The organism is Microbacterium azadirachtae (genome assembly GCF_025583665.1).
Classification (GTDB): Bacteria; Actinomycetota; Actinomycetes; order Actinomycetales; family Microbacteriaceae; genus Microbacterium; species Microbacterium azadirachtae.
The window spans coordinates 757,520-775,749 of the sequence record NZ_CP099706.1; the positions used below are offsets into that span (position 1 = coordinate 757,520).

General features: G+C 71.7%; 18 protein-coding genes. 13 read left to right on the forward strand and 5 right to left on the reverse strand.

Going from position 1 to position 18,230, the window contains the following annotated elements; translation table 11 throughout:
* Positions 1-64: 64 nt before the first annotated feature.
* Entirely contained in the window at positions 65-1,822 is a 1,758-nt protein-coding gene (locus tag NFX31_RS03590) for an ABC-F family ATP-binding cassette domain-containing protein (RefSeq protein WP_262956807.1), read from the reverse strand.
* 371 nt (positions 1,823-2,193) lie between these two features.
* Here NFX31_RS03590 and NFX31_RS03595 point away from each other — a divergent pair, with 371 nt between their 5' ends.
* Complete coding sequence (locus tag NFX31_RS03595; RefSeq protein WP_045250138.1) at positions 2,194-2,520, forward strand: hypothetical protein; 327 nt, start codon at positions 2,194-2,196, stop codon at positions 2,518-2,520.
* On the opposite strand, the gene NFX31_RS03600 is transcribed toward NFX31_RS03595, so the two are convergent.
* On the reverse strand, positions 2,484-3,161 hold the full coding sequence (locus NFX31_RS03600; protein WP_262956808.1) for an alpha/beta hydrolase: 678 nt from the start codon (positions 3,159-3,161) through the stop codon (positions 2,484-2,486). The genes NFX31_RS03595 and NFX31_RS03600 overlap by 37 nt on opposite strands.
* Positions 3,162-3,220: 59 nt before the next feature.
* Here NFX31_RS03600 and NFX31_RS03605 point away from each other — a divergent pair, with 59 nt between their 5' ends.
* A complete protein-coding gene (locus tag NFX31_RS03605) occupies positions 3,221-3,847 on the forward strand; it encodes an NUDIX hydrolase family protein (RefSeq protein WP_045250137.1) in 627 nt (208 codons plus the stop codon).
* 48 nt (positions 3,848-3,895) lie between these two features.
* Here NFX31_RS03605 and NFX31_RS03610 read toward each other — a convergent pair whose 3' ends face one another.
* A complete protein-coding gene (locus NFX31_RS03610; RefSeq protein ID WP_091478333.1) occupies positions 3,896-4,963 on the reverse strand; it encodes a threonine aldolase family protein in 1,068 nt (355 codons plus the stop codon).
* A gap of 111 nt (positions 4,964-5,074) precedes the next feature.
* On the opposite strand from NFX31_RS03610, the gene NFX31_RS03615 reads away from it, so the two are divergent.
* Positions 5,075-5,764, forward strand: coding sequence for a TMEM175 family protein (locus NFX31_RS03615; protein WP_248700408.1), 690 nt, complete (start codon positions 5,075-5,077; stop codon positions 5,762-5,764).
* A 4-nt stretch (positions 5,765-5,768) separates the two neighbouring features.
* On the opposite strand, the gene NFX31_RS03620 is transcribed toward NFX31_RS03615, so the two are convergent.
* A complete protein-coding gene (locus NFX31_RS03620; RefSeq protein WP_045250135.1) occupies positions 5,769-6,473 on the reverse strand; it encodes an SDR family NAD(P)-dependent oxidoreductase in 705 nt (234 codons plus the stop codon).
* Positions 6,474-6,629: 156 nt separating this feature from the next.
* Positions 6,630-8,060, reverse strand: coding sequence for a DUF6421 family protein (locus NFX31_RS03625; protein ID WP_045250134.1), 1,431 nt, complete (start codon positions 8,058-8,060; stop codon positions 6,630-6,632).
* Positions 8,061-8,133: 73 nt separating this feature from the next.
* On the opposite strand from NFX31_RS03625, the gene NFX31_RS03630 reads away from it, so the two are divergent.
* The 10 genes from NFX31_RS03630 (at position 8,134) to NFX31_RS03675 (ending at position 18,219) form a co-directional block, all read left to right on the forward strand.
* Positions 8,134-8,589, forward strand: a complete 456-nt coding sequence (locus tag NFX31_RS03630; protein WP_045250133.1) for an Lrp/AsnC family transcriptional regulator — start codon at positions 8,134-8,136, stop codon at positions 8,587-8,589.
* A 67-nt stretch (positions 8,590-8,656) separates the two neighbouring features.
* Positions 8,657-9,982: an aminotransferase class I/II-fold pyridoxal phosphate-dependent enzyme gene (locus tag NFX31_RS03635; protein WP_045250132.1), complete on the forward strand. Its 1,326-nt coding sequence runs from the start codon at positions 8,657-8,659 to the stop codon at positions 9,980-9,982.
* Positions 9,983-10,069: 87 nt separating this feature from the next.
* Positions 10,070-11,065, forward strand: a complete 996-nt coding sequence (locus tag NFX31_RS03640; protein ID WP_082072232.1) for a 1,4-dihydroxy-2-naphthoate polyprenyltransferase — start codon at positions 10,070-10,072, stop codon at positions 11,063-11,065.
* Between the two features lie 80 nt (positions 11,066-11,145).
* Positions 11,146-11,817 (forward strand): TlpA family protein disulfide reductase, encoded by a 672-nt coding sequence (locus NFX31_RS03645; protein WP_082072230.1) that lies wholly within the window; start codon positions 11,146-11,148, stop codon positions 11,815-11,817.
* 24 nt (positions 11,818-11,841) lie between these two features.
* A complete protein-coding gene (locus NFX31_RS03650) occupies positions 11,842-12,603 on the forward strand; it encodes a cytochrome c biogenesis CcdA family protein (protein WP_175491256.1) in 762 nt (253 codons plus the stop codon).
* Between the two features lie 51 nt (positions 12,604-12,654).
* On the forward strand, positions 12,655-14,457 hold the full coding sequence (resB, locus tag NFX31_RS03655) for a cytochrome c biogenesis protein ResB (RefSeq protein WP_045250131.1): 1,803 nt from the start codon (positions 12,655-12,657) through the stop codon (positions 14,455-14,457).
* Between the two features lie 9 nt (positions 14,458-14,466).
* A complete protein-coding gene (gene ccsB / locus NFX31_RS03660; RefSeq protein WP_045250130.1) occupies positions 14,467-15,459 on the forward strand; it encodes a c-type cytochrome biogenesis protein CcsB in 993 nt (330 codons plus the stop codon).
* Positions 15,460-15,505: 46 nt separating this feature from the next.
* Positions 15,506-16,684, forward strand: a complete 1,179-nt coding sequence (locus tag NFX31_RS03665; RefSeq protein ID WP_262956809.1) for an SLC13 family permease — start codon at positions 15,506-15,508, stop codon at positions 16,682-16,684.
* 27 nt (positions 16,685-16,711) lie between these two features.
* Complete coding sequence (locus NFX31_RS03670) at positions 16,712-17,008, forward strand: DUF2277 domain-containing protein (protein WP_045250128.1); 297 nt, start codon at positions 16,712-16,714, stop codon at positions 17,006-17,008.
* Positions 17,009-17,097: 89 nt separating this feature from the next.
* Complete coding sequence (locus NFX31_RS03675; RefSeq protein ID WP_262956810.1) at positions 17,098-18,219, forward strand: AI-2E family transporter; 1,122 nt, start codon at positions 17,098-17,100, stop codon at positions 18,217-18,219.
* Positions 18,220-18,230 lie beyond the last annotated feature (11 nt).

Genomic DNA, 18,230 nt, shown 5'->3' on the forward strand with positions numbered 1-18,230 from the left:
CACAGCGCACCCGCCCGATCCGGCGCGCGGATCGGGCGGGTGCGGGGCGAGGCGGAGCCAGGGATCAGGCGCCGAGGTCGACCTCGGTGAGCATCCCGTCGGCGTCGAGCTCGAGCGTGAGGTCGAGATCCAGCCGTCGCAGGAACGCGTCGTCGTGGCTCACGATCAGCACGGCGCCCCGGTAGGCGCGCAGCGCCTGCACGACCTGGTCGACGGTGTCGAGGTCGAGGTTGTTGGTCGGCTCGTCGAGCACCACGAGGTGCGGGGCGGGGTCGGCCAGCAGCAGGGTCGCGAGGGCGACGCGGAAGCGCTCCCCGCCCGAGAGCGAGCCCACCTCCCGGTCCATGGCGGCGCCGCGGATGAGGAACCGGGCCAGCCTGTTGCGCAGCTCCTTGTCGGGGATCTCCGGCGCCCGCGCGGCGACGTTCTCCACGACCGTCGCGTGCTCGTCGAGCCCGTCGATCCGCTGCGGCAGGTACCCGATGCGATCGGTGTGCGCGACACAACGCAGGAGATCCTGCGCCATGACGGGGGATCCGGCCTCGGCGGGGGCCGATTCTCCTGCGCTGTGTTCGGCTCCGGCGGGATATCCGGGCCCGGCGTCGGCTCGGCCGGCGGGGTACCCGGGCCCGGCGTCGGCTCCGGCGGCGTGTTCCGGCCCGGGCTCGTCGTGGGGTCCGGTGACCAGCCGGCGCAGCAGCGTCGTCTTGCCGACGCCGTTGCGGCCGATCAGCGCGACCCGCTCCGGGCCCTGAATCGTCCAGGAGCGCTCGGCATCGCCGATCGTCGCGATGCGCCGCGCACGGGAGACCCCGGGATCCGGCAGTTCGATCTTCATCGTCGCCTCGTCGCGGATGCGCCGTCCCGCCTCGTCGAGGGCGCTGCGCGCGGCGCCCTCCTTCTCGGCGACCTCCGTGCGCAGCCGCCCCGCCGACACCTGAGCGGCCATCTTCCGGCCGTTCGCGATGATCTTCGGGACGCGCTTCTCCTCAGCGGCCTTCTTGGCCATCTGCGACCGGGTCGCGAGCTTCAGCTCCGCCTCGATGCGCTGCCGCTTCTCCTTCTTGAACGCCTGCTTGGCATCTTTCTCGGCCTGGCGCGCCGCATCCTGCTCGGCGTCCAGCCAGGCGCGCCAGGCCGAGTACGGGCCGCCGAACACGCTGAGCTCGTGGCCGTACAGCTCGGCCGTGTCGTCCATGAGCTCGAGCAGGGCGACGTCGTGGCTGACCACGACGAGCGTGCCGCGCCACGACTGCACCATCTCGCCCAGGCGTGCGCGCGCCTCGCGGTCGAGGTTGTTCGTCGGCTCGTCCAGCAGCGTGATGGGCGCACGACGGGCGCGGATCCCGGCGATCGCGACGAGCACCGCCTCGCCGCCGGACAGCTCGCCGACCGTGCGGTCGAGGAACGTCGGATCCAGGCCGGCCTCGGCGAGGGCCGCGGCGGCGCGGGCCTCCACGTCCCAGTCGTCGCCGACCTCGTCGAACCGGTCGGGGTCGACGTCGCCGGCCGCGATGGCGCGCACGGCGTCGAGCGCACGGGCGACGCCCAGCAGCTCGGCGACGCGGGCGTGGGTGTCGAGGGTGAGGCGCTGCGGCAGGTACGCCACGTCGCCGGTCGCGGTGATGCGACCGGACGTCGGCGCGAGGTCACCGGCGATCAGGCGCAGCAGCGTCGACTTGCCGGATCCGTTGCGTCCGACGAGACCTGTGCGGCCCGTGCCGAAGGCTCCGGAGACCGCGTCGAGGGCGGTGGAGCCGTCGGGCCAGCGGAAGGTGAGACGGTCCAGGACGACCGCGGAGGAAAGGGTGGGTGATGACATGGGGCGACTCCCGGAAGGTGTTCGGGTGCGCTGATGCCGGATCCGGCGCGGAGCCCGTGGCGGGCGGATCCGTCGCGAAGAGGACGGATCGAGGACCGGAGAGCCTGTGCCGAAGAGAGCGAGGCAGGAAGGAGTGTCGGATCAGCGCGTGGATGGAACGCGGAGGCGACGACTCAGATCAAGGGACTTCCTTACACGGCGGACAGGACCCGGACGACGATACCGGGCCCGCCGCCGTCGTGCAACCCGGGCGTGTCGCGGCGCCGGAACAGTCGGGGTGGGCGGCGCCTCGGCGTCGGGTGAGCGCCGGTCCCGGGAAGATCCGCCGTGCGGGGGAGGGGGAGAGTCGCCCGCGGATCTAGCCTGGAGGCATGGTGGAGCAACGACCGGGATCCGGCGAGGCGATGCGGCGGGTGGGCCTCGGTGCGGGGCTCGCGATCGGGATGGGCGTCGGGGTGGCGCTCGGCGCCGGGCTGCACAACATGGGAACCGGCATCGCGCTCGGCCTCGTGATCGGCGCGGCGGTCATGGTGCTCTTCACGTGGGCGGGCGCGCGGATGCAGCGCGATGAGCAGCGGCGCCGTGCCGAGGCCGGGACGGGAGCCGAGGCCGAGACGGGAGCCGAGGCCGGCACCGAGGCCGAGCCGGGCGGCGACCCGGATCAGCCCTCCGCGGGCTCCCGCGACGACGACGCCTGAACCTCGGCGAGCCAGCCTTCGAGGAAGCGGCGCACGTCGGCGAGCTCGTCCTCCGACACGCTGTGCGTCAGCCCCGGGTAGACCCGGCCCGTGAGCTCGGAGTGATCCGGCAGCCACTGCGCGGTGTGGTCGACGAGCGCGGGCGGGATCACGTCGTCGCGCGTGCCGCGGCCCCAGAACACGGGGGTGCGGCGCTCGCGCAGCGCGGCGTCGCCGGGGAGCTCGCCCGGGGCCGCGTAGCCGCTGAGGTTCACGACCGCGGCGATGCGGTCCGGATCCTGTCGCGCGACCTGCAGTGCGACCGAGGCGCCCTGCGAGAAGCCGAGGAGCGCGATCGACGGCGCGCCGCCGGCCTCCTCGTCGAGCCAGCGCAGCACGGCGTCGGCGGCGGCCGTCACCGACGCGGGATCCCGCCGTTCCAGCTCGTCGATCGGGTACCAGGAGCGCCCGGGCATCGGCCAGGGCGCGTCGTGCGGCGCGGGCAGCGACGCCACCGCCACGCCCTCGGGCAGGAAGGGGACCAGCGAGAACAGGTCCCGCTCGTCGGATCCGTAGCCGTGCAGCAGCACGAGCAGAGGCAGCGGTTCGCCGTGCCGGGCCCGGCGCACGGCGGCGCGATCGATCTCCACGGGTTCGGCCATGTCACCATCCTGCCGCAGATGTCAGGGTGAGGCGGGGGAGACGCTGATAGAAAGGGATCATGGCGGTACGCACACCCGACCCCGATCCGGCCGACGACGACGGCCTCCCCGACGCGCTCGCGGGAGGGCTCCCGTCGGGGCTCGACGGTCTGGGTGCCGCAGGCGGGGCGAACCCCGGCTGGCTCACCGACTTCGAGCTCGCGCAGGCGCGGCGCCGGCTGCCGATGCTGTACGTCGAGGCGGTGCCGGTGCGCACCGACGGATCCGGTGTCGTCACCGACATCGGGATCCTGCTGCGCGCCACGCCGCTCGGCGAGATCACGCGCACGATCGTCTCCGGCCGCGTGCGCTACGGCGAGACCGTGCGCGATGCGTTGTTCCGGCACCTGGAGAACGACCTCGGGCCGATGGCGTTCCCGATGCTGCCCCCGTCGCCCGCGCCCTTCACGGTGGCCGAGTACTTCCCCCTCCCGGGGGTCAGCGCCTATCACGACGATCGGCAGCACGCCGTCTCGCTGGCGTTCGTGGTGCCCGTCACGGGCACCTGCGAGCCGCGTCAGGACGCGCTCGAGGTGACCTGGTTCAGCCCGGAGGAGGCGGCCAGCGATGCGCTCGCCGCCGAGATGGAGGGCGGGCGCGGCACGCTGATCCGGCAGGCGCTCGCGCACCTCGGACTGCTGCGCTAGCCGCGCCGCGCCCCCACCGTCCGCCGGCTCATCCCGGCGGATCGTTCCTCAGCGGGTGGTCTCGTCGGCGACGAGGGAGACCAGGGCGTCGATGTCGGCCTCGGTCGTGTCGAATCCGCACATCCAGCGCACTTCGTTGCGGGCGGCGTCCCAGTCGTAGAACCGGAAGGTCTCGCGCAGGCGGTCGGCGACGCCGTCGGGGAGCGTCGCGAAGACGCCGTTCGACTGGGTCGGCTGGGTGAATCCGACGCCCTGGATGGTGCCGTCCGCGATCCCCGCCTCGAGCGAGGAACGAAGTCGCTGCGCCATCGCGTTCGCGTGACGGGCGTTGCGCAGGTACAGGTCGCCCTCGAGCAGCGCGATCAGCTGCGCCGACACGAACCGCATCTTCGAGGCGAGCTGCATGTTGAACTTGCGCGAGTAGACGAGGCCGTCGGCCGCGCCGGGCGTGAGCACGACGATCGCCTCGCCGAGCATCGCGCCGTTCTTGGTGCCGCCGAAGCTCAGCACGTCCACGCCCGCGTCGCGGGTGAAGGCCCGCAGCGGCAGGTCGAGGGCGGCGGCCGCGTTGGACAGGCGAGCCCCGTCGAGGTGCAGCTTCATGCCGCGCTCGTGCGCGTGGTCGGCGAGCGCCCGGATCTCGTCGGCGGTGTAGAGGGTGCCGACCTCGGTGGACTGGGTGATCGAGACGACCAGCGGCTGGGCGCGGTGCTCGTCGCCCCAGCCCCAGGCCTCGCGGTCGACGAGCTCGGGGGTGAGCTTGCCGTCGTCGGTCGGCACGGAGAGGATCTTGAACCCGCCGATGCGCTCGGGCGCGCCGCCCTCGTCGACGTTGATGTGCGCCGTCGTCGCCGCGATCACGGCGCCCCAGCGCGGCAGCATCGCCTGCAGGCCGGTGACGTTCGCGCCGGTGCCGTTGAAGACGGGGAACGCCTCGACGCCCTCGCCGAAGTGGTGCTGGAACACCTCCTGCAGCCGCTCGGTGTACCGGTCCTCGCCGTACGCGATCTGGTGGCCGCCGTTGGCCGCCGTGATCGCTGCGAGCACCTCGGGGTGGATGCCGGAGTAGTTGTCGGATGCGAAGCCCCGGACCGCGGGGTCGTGCTCGATGTTCACCGATCGATTCTACGGGGAGACGATGCGGTCCCGTCGGCCGTCACGGCCGCGCCGCCCGGTGCCGGGGCGCGGCGCCTTGACCCGGTCCTGCCGGTACGGGAGCATTCGGGAGTGACTCAGCCCGCCACGGATGACGAGACGCCGATCGACGACGCCACACGTCCGCCCCTGTCCGCCGAGCGGCTGAAGGCGTTCGTGGATGCGGTGGTCGCGATCGCGATGACCCTGCTGATCCTGCCGCTGCTGGAGAACGTGGCGGAGTTCGCCCGCGAGCACAAGGGCGCGCTCGACTACGTCCAGCAGGAGGGCGATCAGCTGTTCAGCTTCGGGCTGAGCTTCCTGATCATCGCGGTCTTCTGGATGAACCATCACCGCGTCTTCGATCGCGTCGAGAAGGTGACGAATGCGCTCGTCTGGCTGCAGGTGGGCTGGATGTTCACGATCGTGTGGCTGCCCGTGGCCACGGCCATGCTCGGATCGATGGGCAACGACGCGACGCAGAAGGCGCTCTACATCGGCGCTCTGCTGCTCTCCTCGCTGCTCATGCTCGTGACCCGGCTCTATCTGCGCCGTCATCCCGATCTGCATCGGATCCCGCCGGCGTCGCTGCGCCGCGGCATCATCGCGGAGGTCGTGATGAGCGCGCTGTTCGCGGTCGCCCTCGTGGTCGCCGTGCTGCTGCCGGACATCGGCTATGCGGCGATGTTCCTGCTGCTGCTCTCGGGGCCCGCGCAGGCGCTCATCGCTCGCGTGTGGCGGACGCGCGAGCACCGGGACGCGGGGCGCGCGAGAACCCGCTGACGGCTCAGGCCACGTCGACGATGCGGTCGTTGAGGGCGGCCGCATCCTCGTCCCACAGCGCGACGACGCGCGCTGCGAGGGCGTCGACCACGTCGTCCAGGCTGCGCACCCGGAGCACCACGGCGGCCGCGCGCAGCGGCTCTCCGGCGTCCCGTGCGGCCTTGGCGAAGCCCTGCGCCACGGCCCGGGTCCAGGTCTCGCTCGCCGCCTTCACGGCCGCGTAGTTCGCGCCGCCCGCGAGCGGCCGGGCGACAGCCGTGGAGGAGACGATCGCGAAGCGGCCGGCGTCGGACGCGCGCAGGTCGGCGTCGAAGGCACGGCTCGTCACCCGCACCGCGGTGAACGACTGCTCCAGCGCGCGGTAGTCCTCCTCGGTCTGCCCGGCGAGACCGCCGCCGCCGCGCCAGCCGCCCACGAGCGGCACCAGCCCGTCCACGTGCTCGCCGTCGGCGGCGAGGCGGTCGGCGAGCGCGGCGACCTCGGCCTCGTTCGTGAGGGAGCACCGCTCGACGCGGATCGAGCCGGTGCCGGAGCCGGTGCCGGCTCGATCCGCGGCCGGGTGCGCGGCGGCCGCGAGCGCGTCGATCTTCTCCTGGTCGCGGCCGACGGCGATCACGCGCGCTCCGGCGGCGAGGAGGGCCCGTGCGAGGGTCAGGCCGGACGGGCTGGTCGCCCCGGCGAGGAGGACGGTGCGTCCTGCGGCGGTCATGCGGTGCTCCTTCAGGTCGTTCGGCGCCGGTGCCGAGGGGAGGGGCGGCCGGGGCAGGAGAGACGGATGGCGGGAGGATTCCGGATCGATTGTCCATCCATCCGGGATCCTCCCGCCATCACGTGCCGGATCCTGCGCGGCTGTGCCGGATCCTGCTCAGTCGTCGGTGCCGCGGATGCCCACGGTCGACTCGATGACCGGCTTCATCTTCTTGTCGAGCGTCTCGAAGAACATCGACAGCGGGAACTCGTCGTCCAGCACCGCGTCGGTGTAGCCCTTCGGCGCTCCGGCGAGGATCTCGTCGGACAGCCCGCGAGCCCACTGCGAGGCGGGGTGCGGCGTGAGGGTGCCGCGGACGAGCTCGTACGCCGCGAGCCAGTGCGCCGTCTTCGGGCGGTCGATCGAGTGCCAGTACAGGTCGTCGATCGCGTCGCCCAGCGCCACGACGGCGTCCGGCACGTTCTCCCAGTCGAAGGCGAGCGCCGTGTCGGTCCAGTGCAGCACGCCGCGCTGGTGCAGCCAGGCGAACAGCAGCTGGCCGCCGACGGCGTCGTAGTTGCGCGTGCGGGTGCCGGTGATCGCGAAGCGGAAGATGCGGTCGAAGATCACTGCGTACTGCACGAGGTGCGCGTAGTCGTGCATCTCCTGCTCGCTGGCGGTGAGCTGCTCGCCGGCGGCGATGCGGGCGTCGAACGCGCGCTCGATCTTGACCGACTCGCGGAACGCGGTCATGTCGCAGCGCATCTCCTCGAGCGAGTAGAGGAAGAACGGCATCCGCTGCTTGATCATGAACGGGTCGAACGGCAGGTCGCCGCGCATGTGCGTGCGGTCGTGGATGATGTCCCACATCACGAACGTCTTCTCGGTCATCTGCTGGTCGTCGAGCATGGCGGCCGCGCGCTCGGGCAGCTCGAGGTTCGTGATCTCGCTCGCGGCCCGCACGACCCGGCGGTAGCGGGCGGCCTCGCGGTCCTGGAAGATCGCGCCCCAGGTGAACGAGGGGATCTCGCGCATGGCGACGGTCTCGGGGAACAGCACGGCCGAGTTGGTGTCGTAGCCGGGCGTGAAGTCGACCAGGCGCAGCGAGACGAACAGCTTGTTGCCGTAGTCGCCGGCCTCGAGGTCGGCGATGAACTCGGGCCAGATGGTCTCGACGATGAGCGCCTCGACGAGGCGGTCGCTCGAGCCGTTCTGCGTGTACATCGGGAAGACGACGAGGTGACGGATCCCGTCGACGCGGTGCTCCTGCGGCTGGAACGCGACGAGAGAGTCGAGGAAGTCGGGCACGCCGAAGCCCTCGTCGGCCCAGCGCTGGAAGTCCTTGACCGAGGCCTCGAGATACGCGGTGTCGTGCGGGAAGGCGGGGGCGAGGGCCGTGATGCCGGCGATGATGGCGGCGACGTGGGCGCGGGCGGCCTCGTGGTCGTCCGCGTTCGGCACGGAGCCGTCCTTGATCTGCAGCGGGCGCATGGCGATGGCGGCGTCCTTGAGGATCCGCCAGGCCTCGGAGGTCTCGGCGATCGCCGCGTCCTCGACGACCTCGGGTTCGCCGATGAGAGCGTTGCTGGGGGTGGTGGTGAGGGACATCGGGACCTCCGATCGAGGGACGTGCAGGAAAAATTCCTGCAAAAGTGGATCAACTCAGGATATTATTCCAGACATGGACGATCCTGTCGACCTCGCGATCCTCGCCGCCCTGTCTCAGGACGGGCGTGCCACGCTCGCGCACCTCTCCGAGGCCGCCGGCCTTTCGGTGTCCGCCGTGCAGTCCCGCCTGAAGCGGCTCGAATCGAGGGGCGCGATCACCGGGTATCGTCCGGTGATCGATGCGGAGTCGGTGGGCAAGCCGCTCTCCGCGTTCATCGAGATCACGCCGCTCGACCCCGCCCAGCCGGACAATGCACCCGAGCTGCTCGAGCACCTCGACGCGATCGAGGCCTGCCATTCGATCGCCGGCGACGCCGCGTACATGCTCTTCGTGCGCGTCGCCTCGCCGCGCGCGCTGGAGCAGCTGGTGCGCGACATCCGCCTCGCCGCGAACGTGAGCACCCGCACGACGGTCGTGCTGCAGACCTTCTACGAGCACCGGCCGATCGTGCCGGCCGCCTCGTCCTGACCGCCGATCCCGGGGAGCGGAGCGCCGCGACGCGGCGGCGGAGCGCCGTGCCCGGCGTGCCCATAGGCTGAGAGCCGTGGCAGACGCGAGGATCCAGGGCAGCACGGCGCACGAGATCGCCGACTCCATCCGCGCCCTGATCGGATCCGGGGCGCTGCGGCCCGGCGCCGGCCTGCCGACCGTGCGGGCGCTGGCCGACCTGCTCGGGGTGAACCGCAACACGGTCGCCGCCGCCTACCGCGCTCTCGCCCGTGCGGGAGCCGTGGAGAGCCGCGGCCGCGGGGGCACGGTCGTCACCGAGCCGCTGCGCACCGAGGAGGAGGGGTTCGCTGCCGAGACCGTGCTGCGCGACCTCGGCAGCGGCAACCCCGATCCCGACCTGCTGCCGCTCCCGGTGCTGGCCGAGGTCGATCTGCGCACGCCCGCGCTGTACGGCGACGCCCTCATCGACGAGGGGCTGCGCACCTGGGCCGCGTCCTGGCTCGCCGAGGCGCAGCCGCGTCCGTTCGAGCTGTCCGTGACCTCGGGCGCCGTCGACGCACTGGAGCGCCTGCTGGTCGCCTCCCTCGCGCACGGCGACGTCGTCGGTCTCGAGGATCCGTGCTTCCTCTCCAGCATCAACGTGGTCCGCCTCGGCGGATACCGCCCGGTCGGGATCCCGCTCGACGACGAGGGGATGACCGTCGCGGGCCTCCGCGCCGCGATCGACGCGGGCGCCCGCACGGTCGTCTGCACGCCGCGTGCGCACAACCCGACGGGGATCAGCATGAGCGCCGCGCGCGCCGCCGGACTGCGTGCCGTCTTCGCCGAGGCGCCGCACGTGCTCATCGTCGAGGACGACCACTACTCGCTGCTCTCGCGGCGGCCGTACCACTCGGTCATCCCGGACGGCCACCCGCGGTGGGCGCTGGTGCGGTCGATGTCGAAGTTCCTCGGCCCGGATCTGCGGCTGGCGCTCCTCGCCTCGGACGCCGACACCGCCGCGCAGCTGCGCACCCGGCTCTCGCCCGGGAAGACCTGGGTGAGCCGGATCCTGCAGCGCGTCGCCGTCGGCATGCTCGACCATCCCGACACCCCTGCCGCGCTCGAGCGCGCCGGGGCGCACTACGCGGAACGCGGCGACGCCCTGCGCGCCCTGCTGCGCGAGCGCGGCATCACGGTGCGCGGCGACGACGGCCTCAACGTGTGGGTCGAGTGCGGGGCGGACGGGCGCGCCGTCTCCGAGGCGATGATGCGCCGCGGCTGGCTGGTGCGCACGGGCGGAGGGTTCCTCCTCGAGCCGGACGAGGCCTCGCCGCAGATCCGGCTGACCGCGCACACCCTCGACGACGCCGAGCTGCGCGCCCTCGCCGACGACCTGCGCGCCGCGATCGCCGACGCGCGTCGCCGCTGACCCCGGCGCATCGCGGCGCCGCTGACCCCGGCGCATCGCGGCGCCGCTCCGGCGGCCGGGCACACGCGGCGCCGCTAGGATTCCGGGGTGGCGAACCGCAAGTCCCAGAACCGCACCAAGAAGACCGCGTCCGCGTCTGCACGTCCGGTGACGCGCTCCCGCTCCGGCAATCCCGCCAAGCGCCCCGTCGAGGCGCAGGCGCCGGTCACCGCGGGCGACTGGATCGGCGCGGCGCGTCCGCGCACGCTTCCCCTCGCGATCGCTCCCGTGCTGGTCGGCACGGGAGCGGCCCGGCTGGGCGATCCGCAGTTCCACTGGGTCATCGCGCTGGCGTGCCTCGCCGTCGCCGTGTGCCTGCAGATCGGCGTCAACTTCACGAACGACTACAGCGACGGCGTGCGCGGAACCGACGCGCACCGGGTCGGCCCCGCGCGCCTCACCGCCTCCGGGCGGGTGAGCGCGAAGAGCGTGCTGTACACGGGTCTCGCCTTCTTCGCGCTCGCCGCGATCGCGGGCGTGGGGATCGTGATCCGCACGCAGCAGTGGTGGATGATCGCCGTCGGCGCGGTGTGCATCGTGGCGGCCTGGTTCTACACCGGCGGCAAGCGCCCGTACGGCTACAACGCGCTCGGCGAGGTGTTCGTGTTCGTGTTCTTCGGGCTGGTCGCCACGCTCGGCACCACCTGGGTGCAGTCGCTGAAGCTGCCGCAGGAGGCCTGGATCGGGGCCGTCGCCGTCGGTCTCTTCGCCTGCGCGGTGCTGCTCGCCAACAACCTCCGCGACATCGACCAGGACCGCGTGGTCGGCAAGCGCACGCTGACCGTGGTGATCGGCCGGCGCGCGACGCAGATCCTCTACACGCTGTTCGTGATCCTGCCGTTCCTGGGGCTCGTGCTGCTGGCGCTGTTCTATCCGGTCGCCTGGATCGGACTGCTCGCGCTGCTCGCGATCCTGCCCGCGGTCGTGATCGTGTGGGCGTACGGCAAGCCCGGCGAGCTCGTGATCGCGCTCGCCCTCACCTCGCTCGGCACGCTGCTCTACGCCGGGGCGCTGTTCTGGGCGTTCATCGCGAACGCGGTCTGACGCGGCGCCCACGCCCCGCAGGGGACCCCGCCCAGCCCGCGCCCACCGGGTGCATAGAGTCTTTTCGTAGGATTCAGAGCATGCCTCTGAGTTCGTCGCGCCCGTCCGCGCCCCTCGGGACTGCGTCCGATCGTCCGCGCGCACGCCGCCGGCGGCCGCGCACCGCGACGGCGGGCGCCCTGGTGCTCGGCGCCGTGCTCGCCGCAGGCCTCGCGGGCTGCGCCGCCGATCCGGTGGCCGACCAGTACCGCAACGGCGACAACAAGGGCTACATCGGCTCCGACGGCATGCGCGTCGAGGAGATCAAGCCGGGCGACCGCACCAAGCCGGTCGCCTTCTCGGGCACGCTGGAGAGCGGCAAGAAGTTCAGCAGCGCCGAGATCGCCGGCGACGTCGCGGTCGTGAACTTCTGGTACGCCGCGTGCGGACCGTGCCGGGTCGAGGCGAAGGACCTCCAGGCGGTGTGGCAGAAGTTCGACGGCAAGGGCGTCTCGTTCGTCGGCGTGAACACCTACGACCAGGCCGGCACCGCGGTCGCGTTCAACGACAAGTACGGGGTGACCTACCCCAGCATCATCGACGTGAACACGGGCGACGCGAAGTACGCCTTCGCCGAGGTCACCTCGATCCAGGCGACCCCCACGACGCTGGTCCTGGACAAGCAGGGCCGGGTGGCCGCCCGCGTGATCGGGCCGATCGGATCCGCCTCCATCCTGGAGACGCTCGTGCAGGACGCCCTGGATGAGAAGTGACGCGCGAGAAGTGAATCCGATCTCGTGAACATCGACGCCATCGTCGGCACCGGCGCGCTCTGGGCGGCCGTGCCCGTCGCCATGCTCGCCGGGCTCCTGTCGTTCCTCTCGCCCTGCGTGCTGCCGCTCGTGCCGGGCTACCTCGGCTTCGTCGGCGGCGCGGTGAGCGGCGCGCGACAGCGCCAGGACGGCACGGCCGACGCCCCGACCCGTCGTCAGATGGTGCTCGGCGTGCTGCTGTTCATCCTGGGCTTCACGCTCGTCTTCATCCTCATGGCGGTGGTCGGGGGAGCGGCGGGCGTGTTCCTGCTGCGCTGGGGCGACGTGATCACCCGCGTGCTCGGCGCGGTCATCATCGTGATGGGCCTCGTGTTCGTCGGCGTGTTCGGCGTCGCGCAGCGCACGATCCGGATGAACGTCTCCGGTCGTGCCGGCCTCATCGGTGCCCCCCTGCTCGGCATCGCCCTGGGAATCGGGTGGAGCCCCTGCCTCAGCCCCACGCTGTCGGCGATCGTCGCGCTGTCGGTCAACGTCGGCGACGTGAGCCGGGCGGTCTGGCTGGGCGTCGCCTACTCGCTCGGACTCGGGATCCCGTTCCTGCTCGTCGCGCTCGGCTTCGGCTGGGCGACCAGGTCGGTCTCGTTCCTGCGCCGCCACGTGCGCGTGGTCAACATCGTCGGCGGCGCGCTGCTCATCGTGCTGGGCCTGCTCATGGTGACCGGGGTCTGGAAGACGATCATGTCGAGCATCGGGGCGGTGGTCGGCAGTGTCGAGCTCCCGCTCTGACCGTGGGCCGGGCACACGGCTGCTGAGCCTTACGAAGCACAGGGATCGAACGTGACGAACCAAGACACGAAGAAGAAGGCGTCCGCACGAGGGGACTCGACGGATCCGCTGCGCCCCGGCGACCACATCGACGCGGTGGCGGAGCCCGTCGACGGGGGCGTGGAGTCGCCACGGCTCGGCGTCGTCGGCTGGCTGCGCTGGGGCTGGCGGCAGCTCACCAGCATGCGCACGGCCCTCGTGCTGCTGCTCATCCTCGCGATCGCCGCGATCCCCGGCTCGATCTTCCCGCAGCGGATGGCGGATCCGAACGGCGTCACGCAGTACAAGGTCGACCACCCGGATCTGTTCCCGATCATGGATTCGCTGCAGCTGTTCGACGTCTACCTGTCGGCGTGGTTCTCGGCGATCTACCTGCTGCTGTTCCTTTCGCTCGTGGGCTGCGTGATCCCGCGCATCAAGCATCACTTCAAGGCACTGCGTTCGCGCCCTCCCCGCACGCCGGTGCGGCTGTCCCGTCTCGACGACCATCGCGAGGCCGTACGCACCGTCTCCGGCACGGATGCGCAGGCCGCCGCGGCCGAGGCCGTCGCGATCGCCGAGAAGCAGCTGCGCGCGCTGCGCTACCGCGTCGAGCGCTACGACGACAAGCGCGGGTTCTCCGTGTCGGCCGAGCGCGGCTACGCGCGGGAGACCGGCAACCTGCTGTTCCACCTGGCCCTCGTCGGCGTGCTCGTCTCGGTCGGCGTGGGCGGCAGCTTCGCCTACACGGGGCAGCGCGTGGTCGTGCAGGGCACGAGCTTCGTGAACACGCTCCTGGACTACTCGTCGATGAACCGCGGCCGCTTCGTCTCCGACGACGCCCTCGCCCCGTACCGGATGACGCTGGACTCGTTCGACGTCACGTACCAGCCCTTCGAGAAGGGCAGCCCGTCCTCGGGACTGGCCGGCGACTTCTCCGCGAACGTCTCCGTGACGGAGCCGGGGCAGAAGCCGCGCGACGCCTCGGTGCAGGTGAACCACCCGCTCGGCATCGCCGGAGACCGCGTCTACCTGCTCGGCAACGGCTACGCGCCCACGATCACCGTCAAGAACGCGAAGGGCGACGTGGTCTACCACGACTCCGTCCCGTTCCTCCCGCAGAACAACAGCACGATGATGTCGATCGGCATCGTCAAGGTCGCCGACGGCCTGCCGGAGCAGCTCGGCCTGCAGGGCTTCTTCTACCCGACGGCGGGACAGCTCGCCTCCGGCGCGCTCACCTCGGTGTATCCGGCGCTGGTGAACCCCACGCTCACGCTCAACGTCTATGCGGGCGACCTCGGCATCGACGACGGCACGCCGCGGTCGGTGTACGTGCTCGACACCGCGAAGATGACGCAGCTCACGGGCGGCAAGACCGGCGTGAAGTCGATCGAGCTGGCCCCGGGGGAGACCACCGCCCTGCCGAACGGGATGGGCACCATCACGTTCGAGAACGAGGCGCCGAAGGACGCGAAGGACTACGCCCAGTCGGTGAAGCGCTACGTCTCGCTGCAGATCCATCACGACCCCTCCGAGCAGTGGGTGCTCGCTTTCGCGGCGCTCGCCGTGCTCGGCCTCGTGCTCGCCCTCTTCGTGCCGCGGAGGCGGATGTGGGTCAAGGCCGTGGTCGTCGACGGCGCCGTGCACCTGGAGTACGCCGGGCTGGCCCGCGGCGAGGACCCGACCCTGGCCGCGGCCGTGGAGGACCTCCGCGACGGTCACGCCCGCCTGCTCGACGCCGCGGGAACCACCGCGGCGGTCGCGGAGACCCGCGGCACCTCCGAACCCGATGGCCCCTCCGAGGCCGATGACAGCGGAATTCCGCGGAAGTAGGCTGACAGCATGAACTTCGACTCGATGTCGATCCTGACGATCTGGACGGCTGTCGCGATCTACGCGGCCGCGTTCATCGCCTACGCGCTCGATCTCGCCCGGCGCTCCCAGGCCGCCGCGGACGCCAAGGTCGCCGTGCCGGAGCGCGAGCTCGTCGGCGCGGCGGTGGGCGGCTCCTCGGCGTCGTCGTCGGGTGGGGCCGGCACCGCCTCGGGCGCCGAGGCCGCGGCCCCGCCGCGGTACGTGATGGCCCGCATCGGCACGGCGCTCACCACGCTCGGCTTCCTGTTCCACCTGGCGGGCGTCGTGCTGCGCGGCATCGCCGCGGGCCGGGTGCCGTGGTCGAACATGTACGAGTTCTCCATGACCGGCACGCTGCTGATCATCGCCGTCTACATCGCGGTGAACATCTGGTACGACCTGAAGTACCTGGGCACGTTCATCGTGGGTCTCGTCGTGGTGCTGCTGGGCGGTGCCGCCACCGGGTTCTACACGCAGGTCGTGCCGCTGGCGGATCCGCTCAAGAGCGTCTGGCTCGTGATCCACGTGTTCGTCGCATCGCTCGGCACGGCCTTCTTCGCCCTCGCCTTCGCGCTGAGCGTCTTCCAGCTCATGCAGGCCCGCCGCGAGTCCCGGATCCTGGCCGAGGCGTCCAAGCCCGGGCCCCGGTTCCTCGCGACGCTGCCGACGGCCGACCGGCTGGAGAGCCTCGCCTACCGGTTCGCGACCGTCGGCTTCATCCTGTGGACGTTCACGCTGATCGCCGGATCCATCTGGGCCAACGACGCCTGGGGCCGGTACTGGGGCTTCGACACCAAGGAGACCTGGACGTTCATCATCTGGGTGCTCTACGCGGGCTACATCCACGCGCGCGCGACGCGCGGCTGGCGCGGATCCCGCTCGGCCTGGCTCTCGATCGTCGGCTTCGCGGCGGTGCTGTTCAACTTCACCATCGTGAACCTGTTCTTCAAGGGCCTGCACGTCTACTCGGGTCTGAGCTGAACCGGCGGCGCACCGCGCCGTGCGGCCGGGCCGCGGGGCGCGCACGATGAAGGCGGGACGCCGCAGGCTGCGCCCGGGGGCGCTGCTCGTGATCCTGCTCGTGATCGTCGCTGCCGTGGTGGTGGCGACCGGGATCCTGCCCGCCGCGGACGCGGGGGCGCTCGCCGGGCGGACCGCCCCGGTGCTCGGGTTCGTGGTCGCGATCACGATCGTCGCCGAGCTCGCGCGGGACGCGGCGGTGTTCGACGTGGTCGCGCAGCACCTGGCCCGTTGGGGTCGAGGACGTGTGCTCGCGCTGTGGGGCGCGGTCATCCTGCTCGCGGTGGTCAGCACGGTGTTCCTCTCGCTGGACACGACCGCGGTCATCGTGACGCCGGTGGTGGTGCTGCTCGCCCAGGGCGTGGGCGTCTCGCCCCTGCCCTTCGCCCTCGCGACCGTGTGGCTCGCCAACACGGCGTCTCTCCTGCTGCCGGTGTCGAACCTGACCAACCTGCTCGCCGCGTCGAGGATCGGGGCGGATCCGGCGGCCTTCCTCGCCCTGAGCTGGGCGCCGGCGCTCGCCGGGGTGCTCGTGCCGGTCGCGATCCTCACGATCGCGCACCGCAGGACGCTCCGGGGCCGCTACACGGCTCCGCCGCAGGCCCGCCCGACGGATCGCGTGCTGTTCGTGGTCTCGGCGGTGGTGCTCGTCGCACTGCTGCCGCTGCTCGCCCTCGTGCAGGAGGTGTGGATCCCCGCCGCGGCGGCCGCGCTGATCCTCGTGGTGGTCTTCGCGTTCCGGCGGCGCCGGGCCCTGCGCCTCGCGCTCGTGCCGTGGCAGGCCCTCGGCCTCGCGGCCGGGCTGTTCGTGATCGTGGAGGCTGCGCACGCGCGCGGGCTCGCCGCGCTGCTCACCCCGCTCGCCGCGGACGGCCACGGCGTGGGGGAGCTGCTGCGCGTCGCGGGCATCGGCGCGCTCGCGGCCAACGGCATCGACAACCTTCCGGCCTACCTCGTGCTGGAGCCGCTCGCGGCGCACGACCCGGTCGCCCTGATGGCGCTGCTGATCGGCGTGAACCTCGGCCCGCTCGTGACGCCGTGGGCCTCGCTCGCGATCCTGCTCTGGCACCACCGGATCACCGCCCTGGGCGTGACCGTGCCCTGGGGGCGTTTCGCACTGTGGGGGCTCGTCGCGGCGGCGTCCACCGTGCTCGTCGCCGTGCTCGCCCTCGCGGCCGTTTCCTGATCCGCGGATCCGGGTTATCGTCGCGGCATGTGCCGGAACATTCGCTGCCTCCACAACTTCGAGCCGCCGACCACCGATGACGAGGTGCGCGAGGCCGCCCTCCAGTTCGTCCGCAAGGTGAGCGGCTCCACGCATCCGTCGCGGGCGAACACACCGGCGTTCGAGCAGGCGATCGACGAGATTGCGCAGGCCACCCGCCGCATGCTCGATCAGTTGGTCACGAACGCCCCGCCGAAGAATCGCGAGGCCGAGGCGGTCAAGGGACGCCAGCGGCACGAGAAGCGCATGGAGCGCGAGGTCAGGATCCGTACGGCGAGCGTCTAGCGGCCCGCGTCGTCGGCGGCCCTCGTGATCCGCGTCGTGCGTGCCATACGCTCGACGAAGAGCACGACGACACGGCACGAGGGGGCAGCATGCGCAGACGTCAGGTCACGATCATCACGGGAGAGCCCGGTCCGTCGGCCGGCGGGGTGCGGATCGAGCCGTTCACGTTCGGTCTCGTCGGGGCGCTCGGGGTCCTGGTCGCGCTCCTCATCGGCACGATCGTCGGGCAGCTGTCGACGGTGCTCGTGTACATCGGCATCGCGCTGTTCCTCGCACTCGGGCTCGACCCGATCGTGCGGCTGATCGAGAGGAAGCTCCCGCGCGCCGCGGCCGTCGCGATCGTGGTCGTCGTGGTGGTGCTGGCCTTCGCCGGGATCCTGCTGGCGATCGTGCCCATCGTCGTGCAGCAGATCGCGCACCTCGTCGAGACGGGCCCGAAGATGATCGACGATCTGCTGCGCAGCGACTGGTACCGCCAGCTCGCCGCGCAGTACGGCGACTCGTTCAGCCAGGCGGTGGACGGGATCGCGAAGTTCTTCAAGGATCCGGCCAACATCACCAAGATCGGCGGCGGTGTTCTCGCCGTCGGCGCGGGCATCGCGGGCGGGTTCACGGGCTTCACGATCGTGCTGATCCTGACGCTGTACTTCATGGCCTCCCTGCGGACGATGAAGCGCACCGCCGCCCGCTTCGTGCCGGCGTACCGGCGTCCTCGCTTCACCGAGCTCGTCGAGGACGTGTCGGGTGCGGTCGGCCGCTACGTGATCGGCCAGGCGAGCCTGGCGCTCATCAACGGCGTCCTGAGCCTGATCTTCCTCACCATCATCGGGGCGCCGCTGCCGGCGCTGCTCGCGCTGATCGCATTCATCGGCTCGCTCATCCCGCTCGTGGGGACGCTGACCGGATCCGTCATCAACTCGCTCATCTGCCTGTTCGTCTCGCCGCTGACCGCGCTGATCGCCTTCGCGTACTACCTCGTCTACATGCAGATCGAGGCCTACGTCATCAGCCCGCGCATCATGAGCAGGGCCGTGGCCGTGCCCGGTGCGCTCGTCGTGATCGCCGCGGTCGGCGGCGGCGCGCTCGGCGGCATCCTCGGGGCGCTCGTCGCGATCCCGGTCGCGGCGTCCGCGATCATCATCATCCAGAAGGTGCTGTTCCCGGCGCAGGACGCGAAGCTCGTGCCGCCGGACCAGGCCCGCACGGCCTGACCGACGAGACG

Coding starts and splice junctions, on each gene's coding strand:
- NFX31_RS03590 (WP_262956807.1), bottom strand. CDS start 1,822: ATGTCATCACCCACCCTTTCCTCCGCGGTCGTCCTGGACCGTCTCACC.
- NFX31_RS03665 (WP_262956809.1), top strand. CDS start 15,506: ATGAAGGCGGGACGCCGCAGGCTGCGCCCGGGGGCGCTGCTCGTGATC.
- NFX31_RS03625 (WP_045250134.1), bottom strand. CDS start 8,060: ATGTCCCTCACCACCACCCCCAGCAACGCTCTCATCGGCGAACCCGAG.
- NFX31_RS03600 (WP_262956808.1), bottom strand. CDS start 3,161: ATGGCCGAACCCGTGGAGATCGATCGCGCCGCCGTGCGCCGGGCCCGG.
- NFX31_RS03595 (WP_045250138.1), top strand. CDS start 2,194: ATGGTGGAGCAACGACCGGGATCCGGCGAGGCGATGCGGCGGGTGGGC.
- NFX31_RS03605 (WP_045250137.1), top strand. CDS start 3,221: ATGGCGGTACGCACACCCGACCCCGATCCGGCCGACGACGACGGCCTC.
- NFX31_RS03670 (WP_045250128.1), top strand. CDS start 16,712: ATGTGCCGGAACATTCGCTGCCTCCACAACTTCGAGCCGCCGACCACC.
- NFX31_RS03630 (WP_045250133.1), top strand. CDS start 8,134: ATGGACGATCCTGTCGACCTCGCGATCCTCGCCGCCCTGTCTCAGGAC.
- NFX31_RS03645 (WP_082072230.1), top strand. CDS start 11,146: ATGCCTCTGAGTTCGTCGCGCCCGTCCGCGCCCCTCGGGACTGCGTCC.
- NFX31_RS03620 (WP_045250135.1), bottom strand. CDS start 6,473: ATGACCGCCGCAGGACGCACCGTCCTCCTCGCCGGGGCGACCAGCCCG.
- ccsB (WP_045250130.1), top strand. CDS start 14,467: ATGAACTTCGACTCGATGTCGATCCTGACGATCTGGACGGCTGTCGCG.
- NFX31_RS03675 (WP_262956810.1), top strand. CDS start 17,098: ATGCGCAGACGTCAGGTCACGATCATCACGGGAGAGCCCGGTCCGTCG.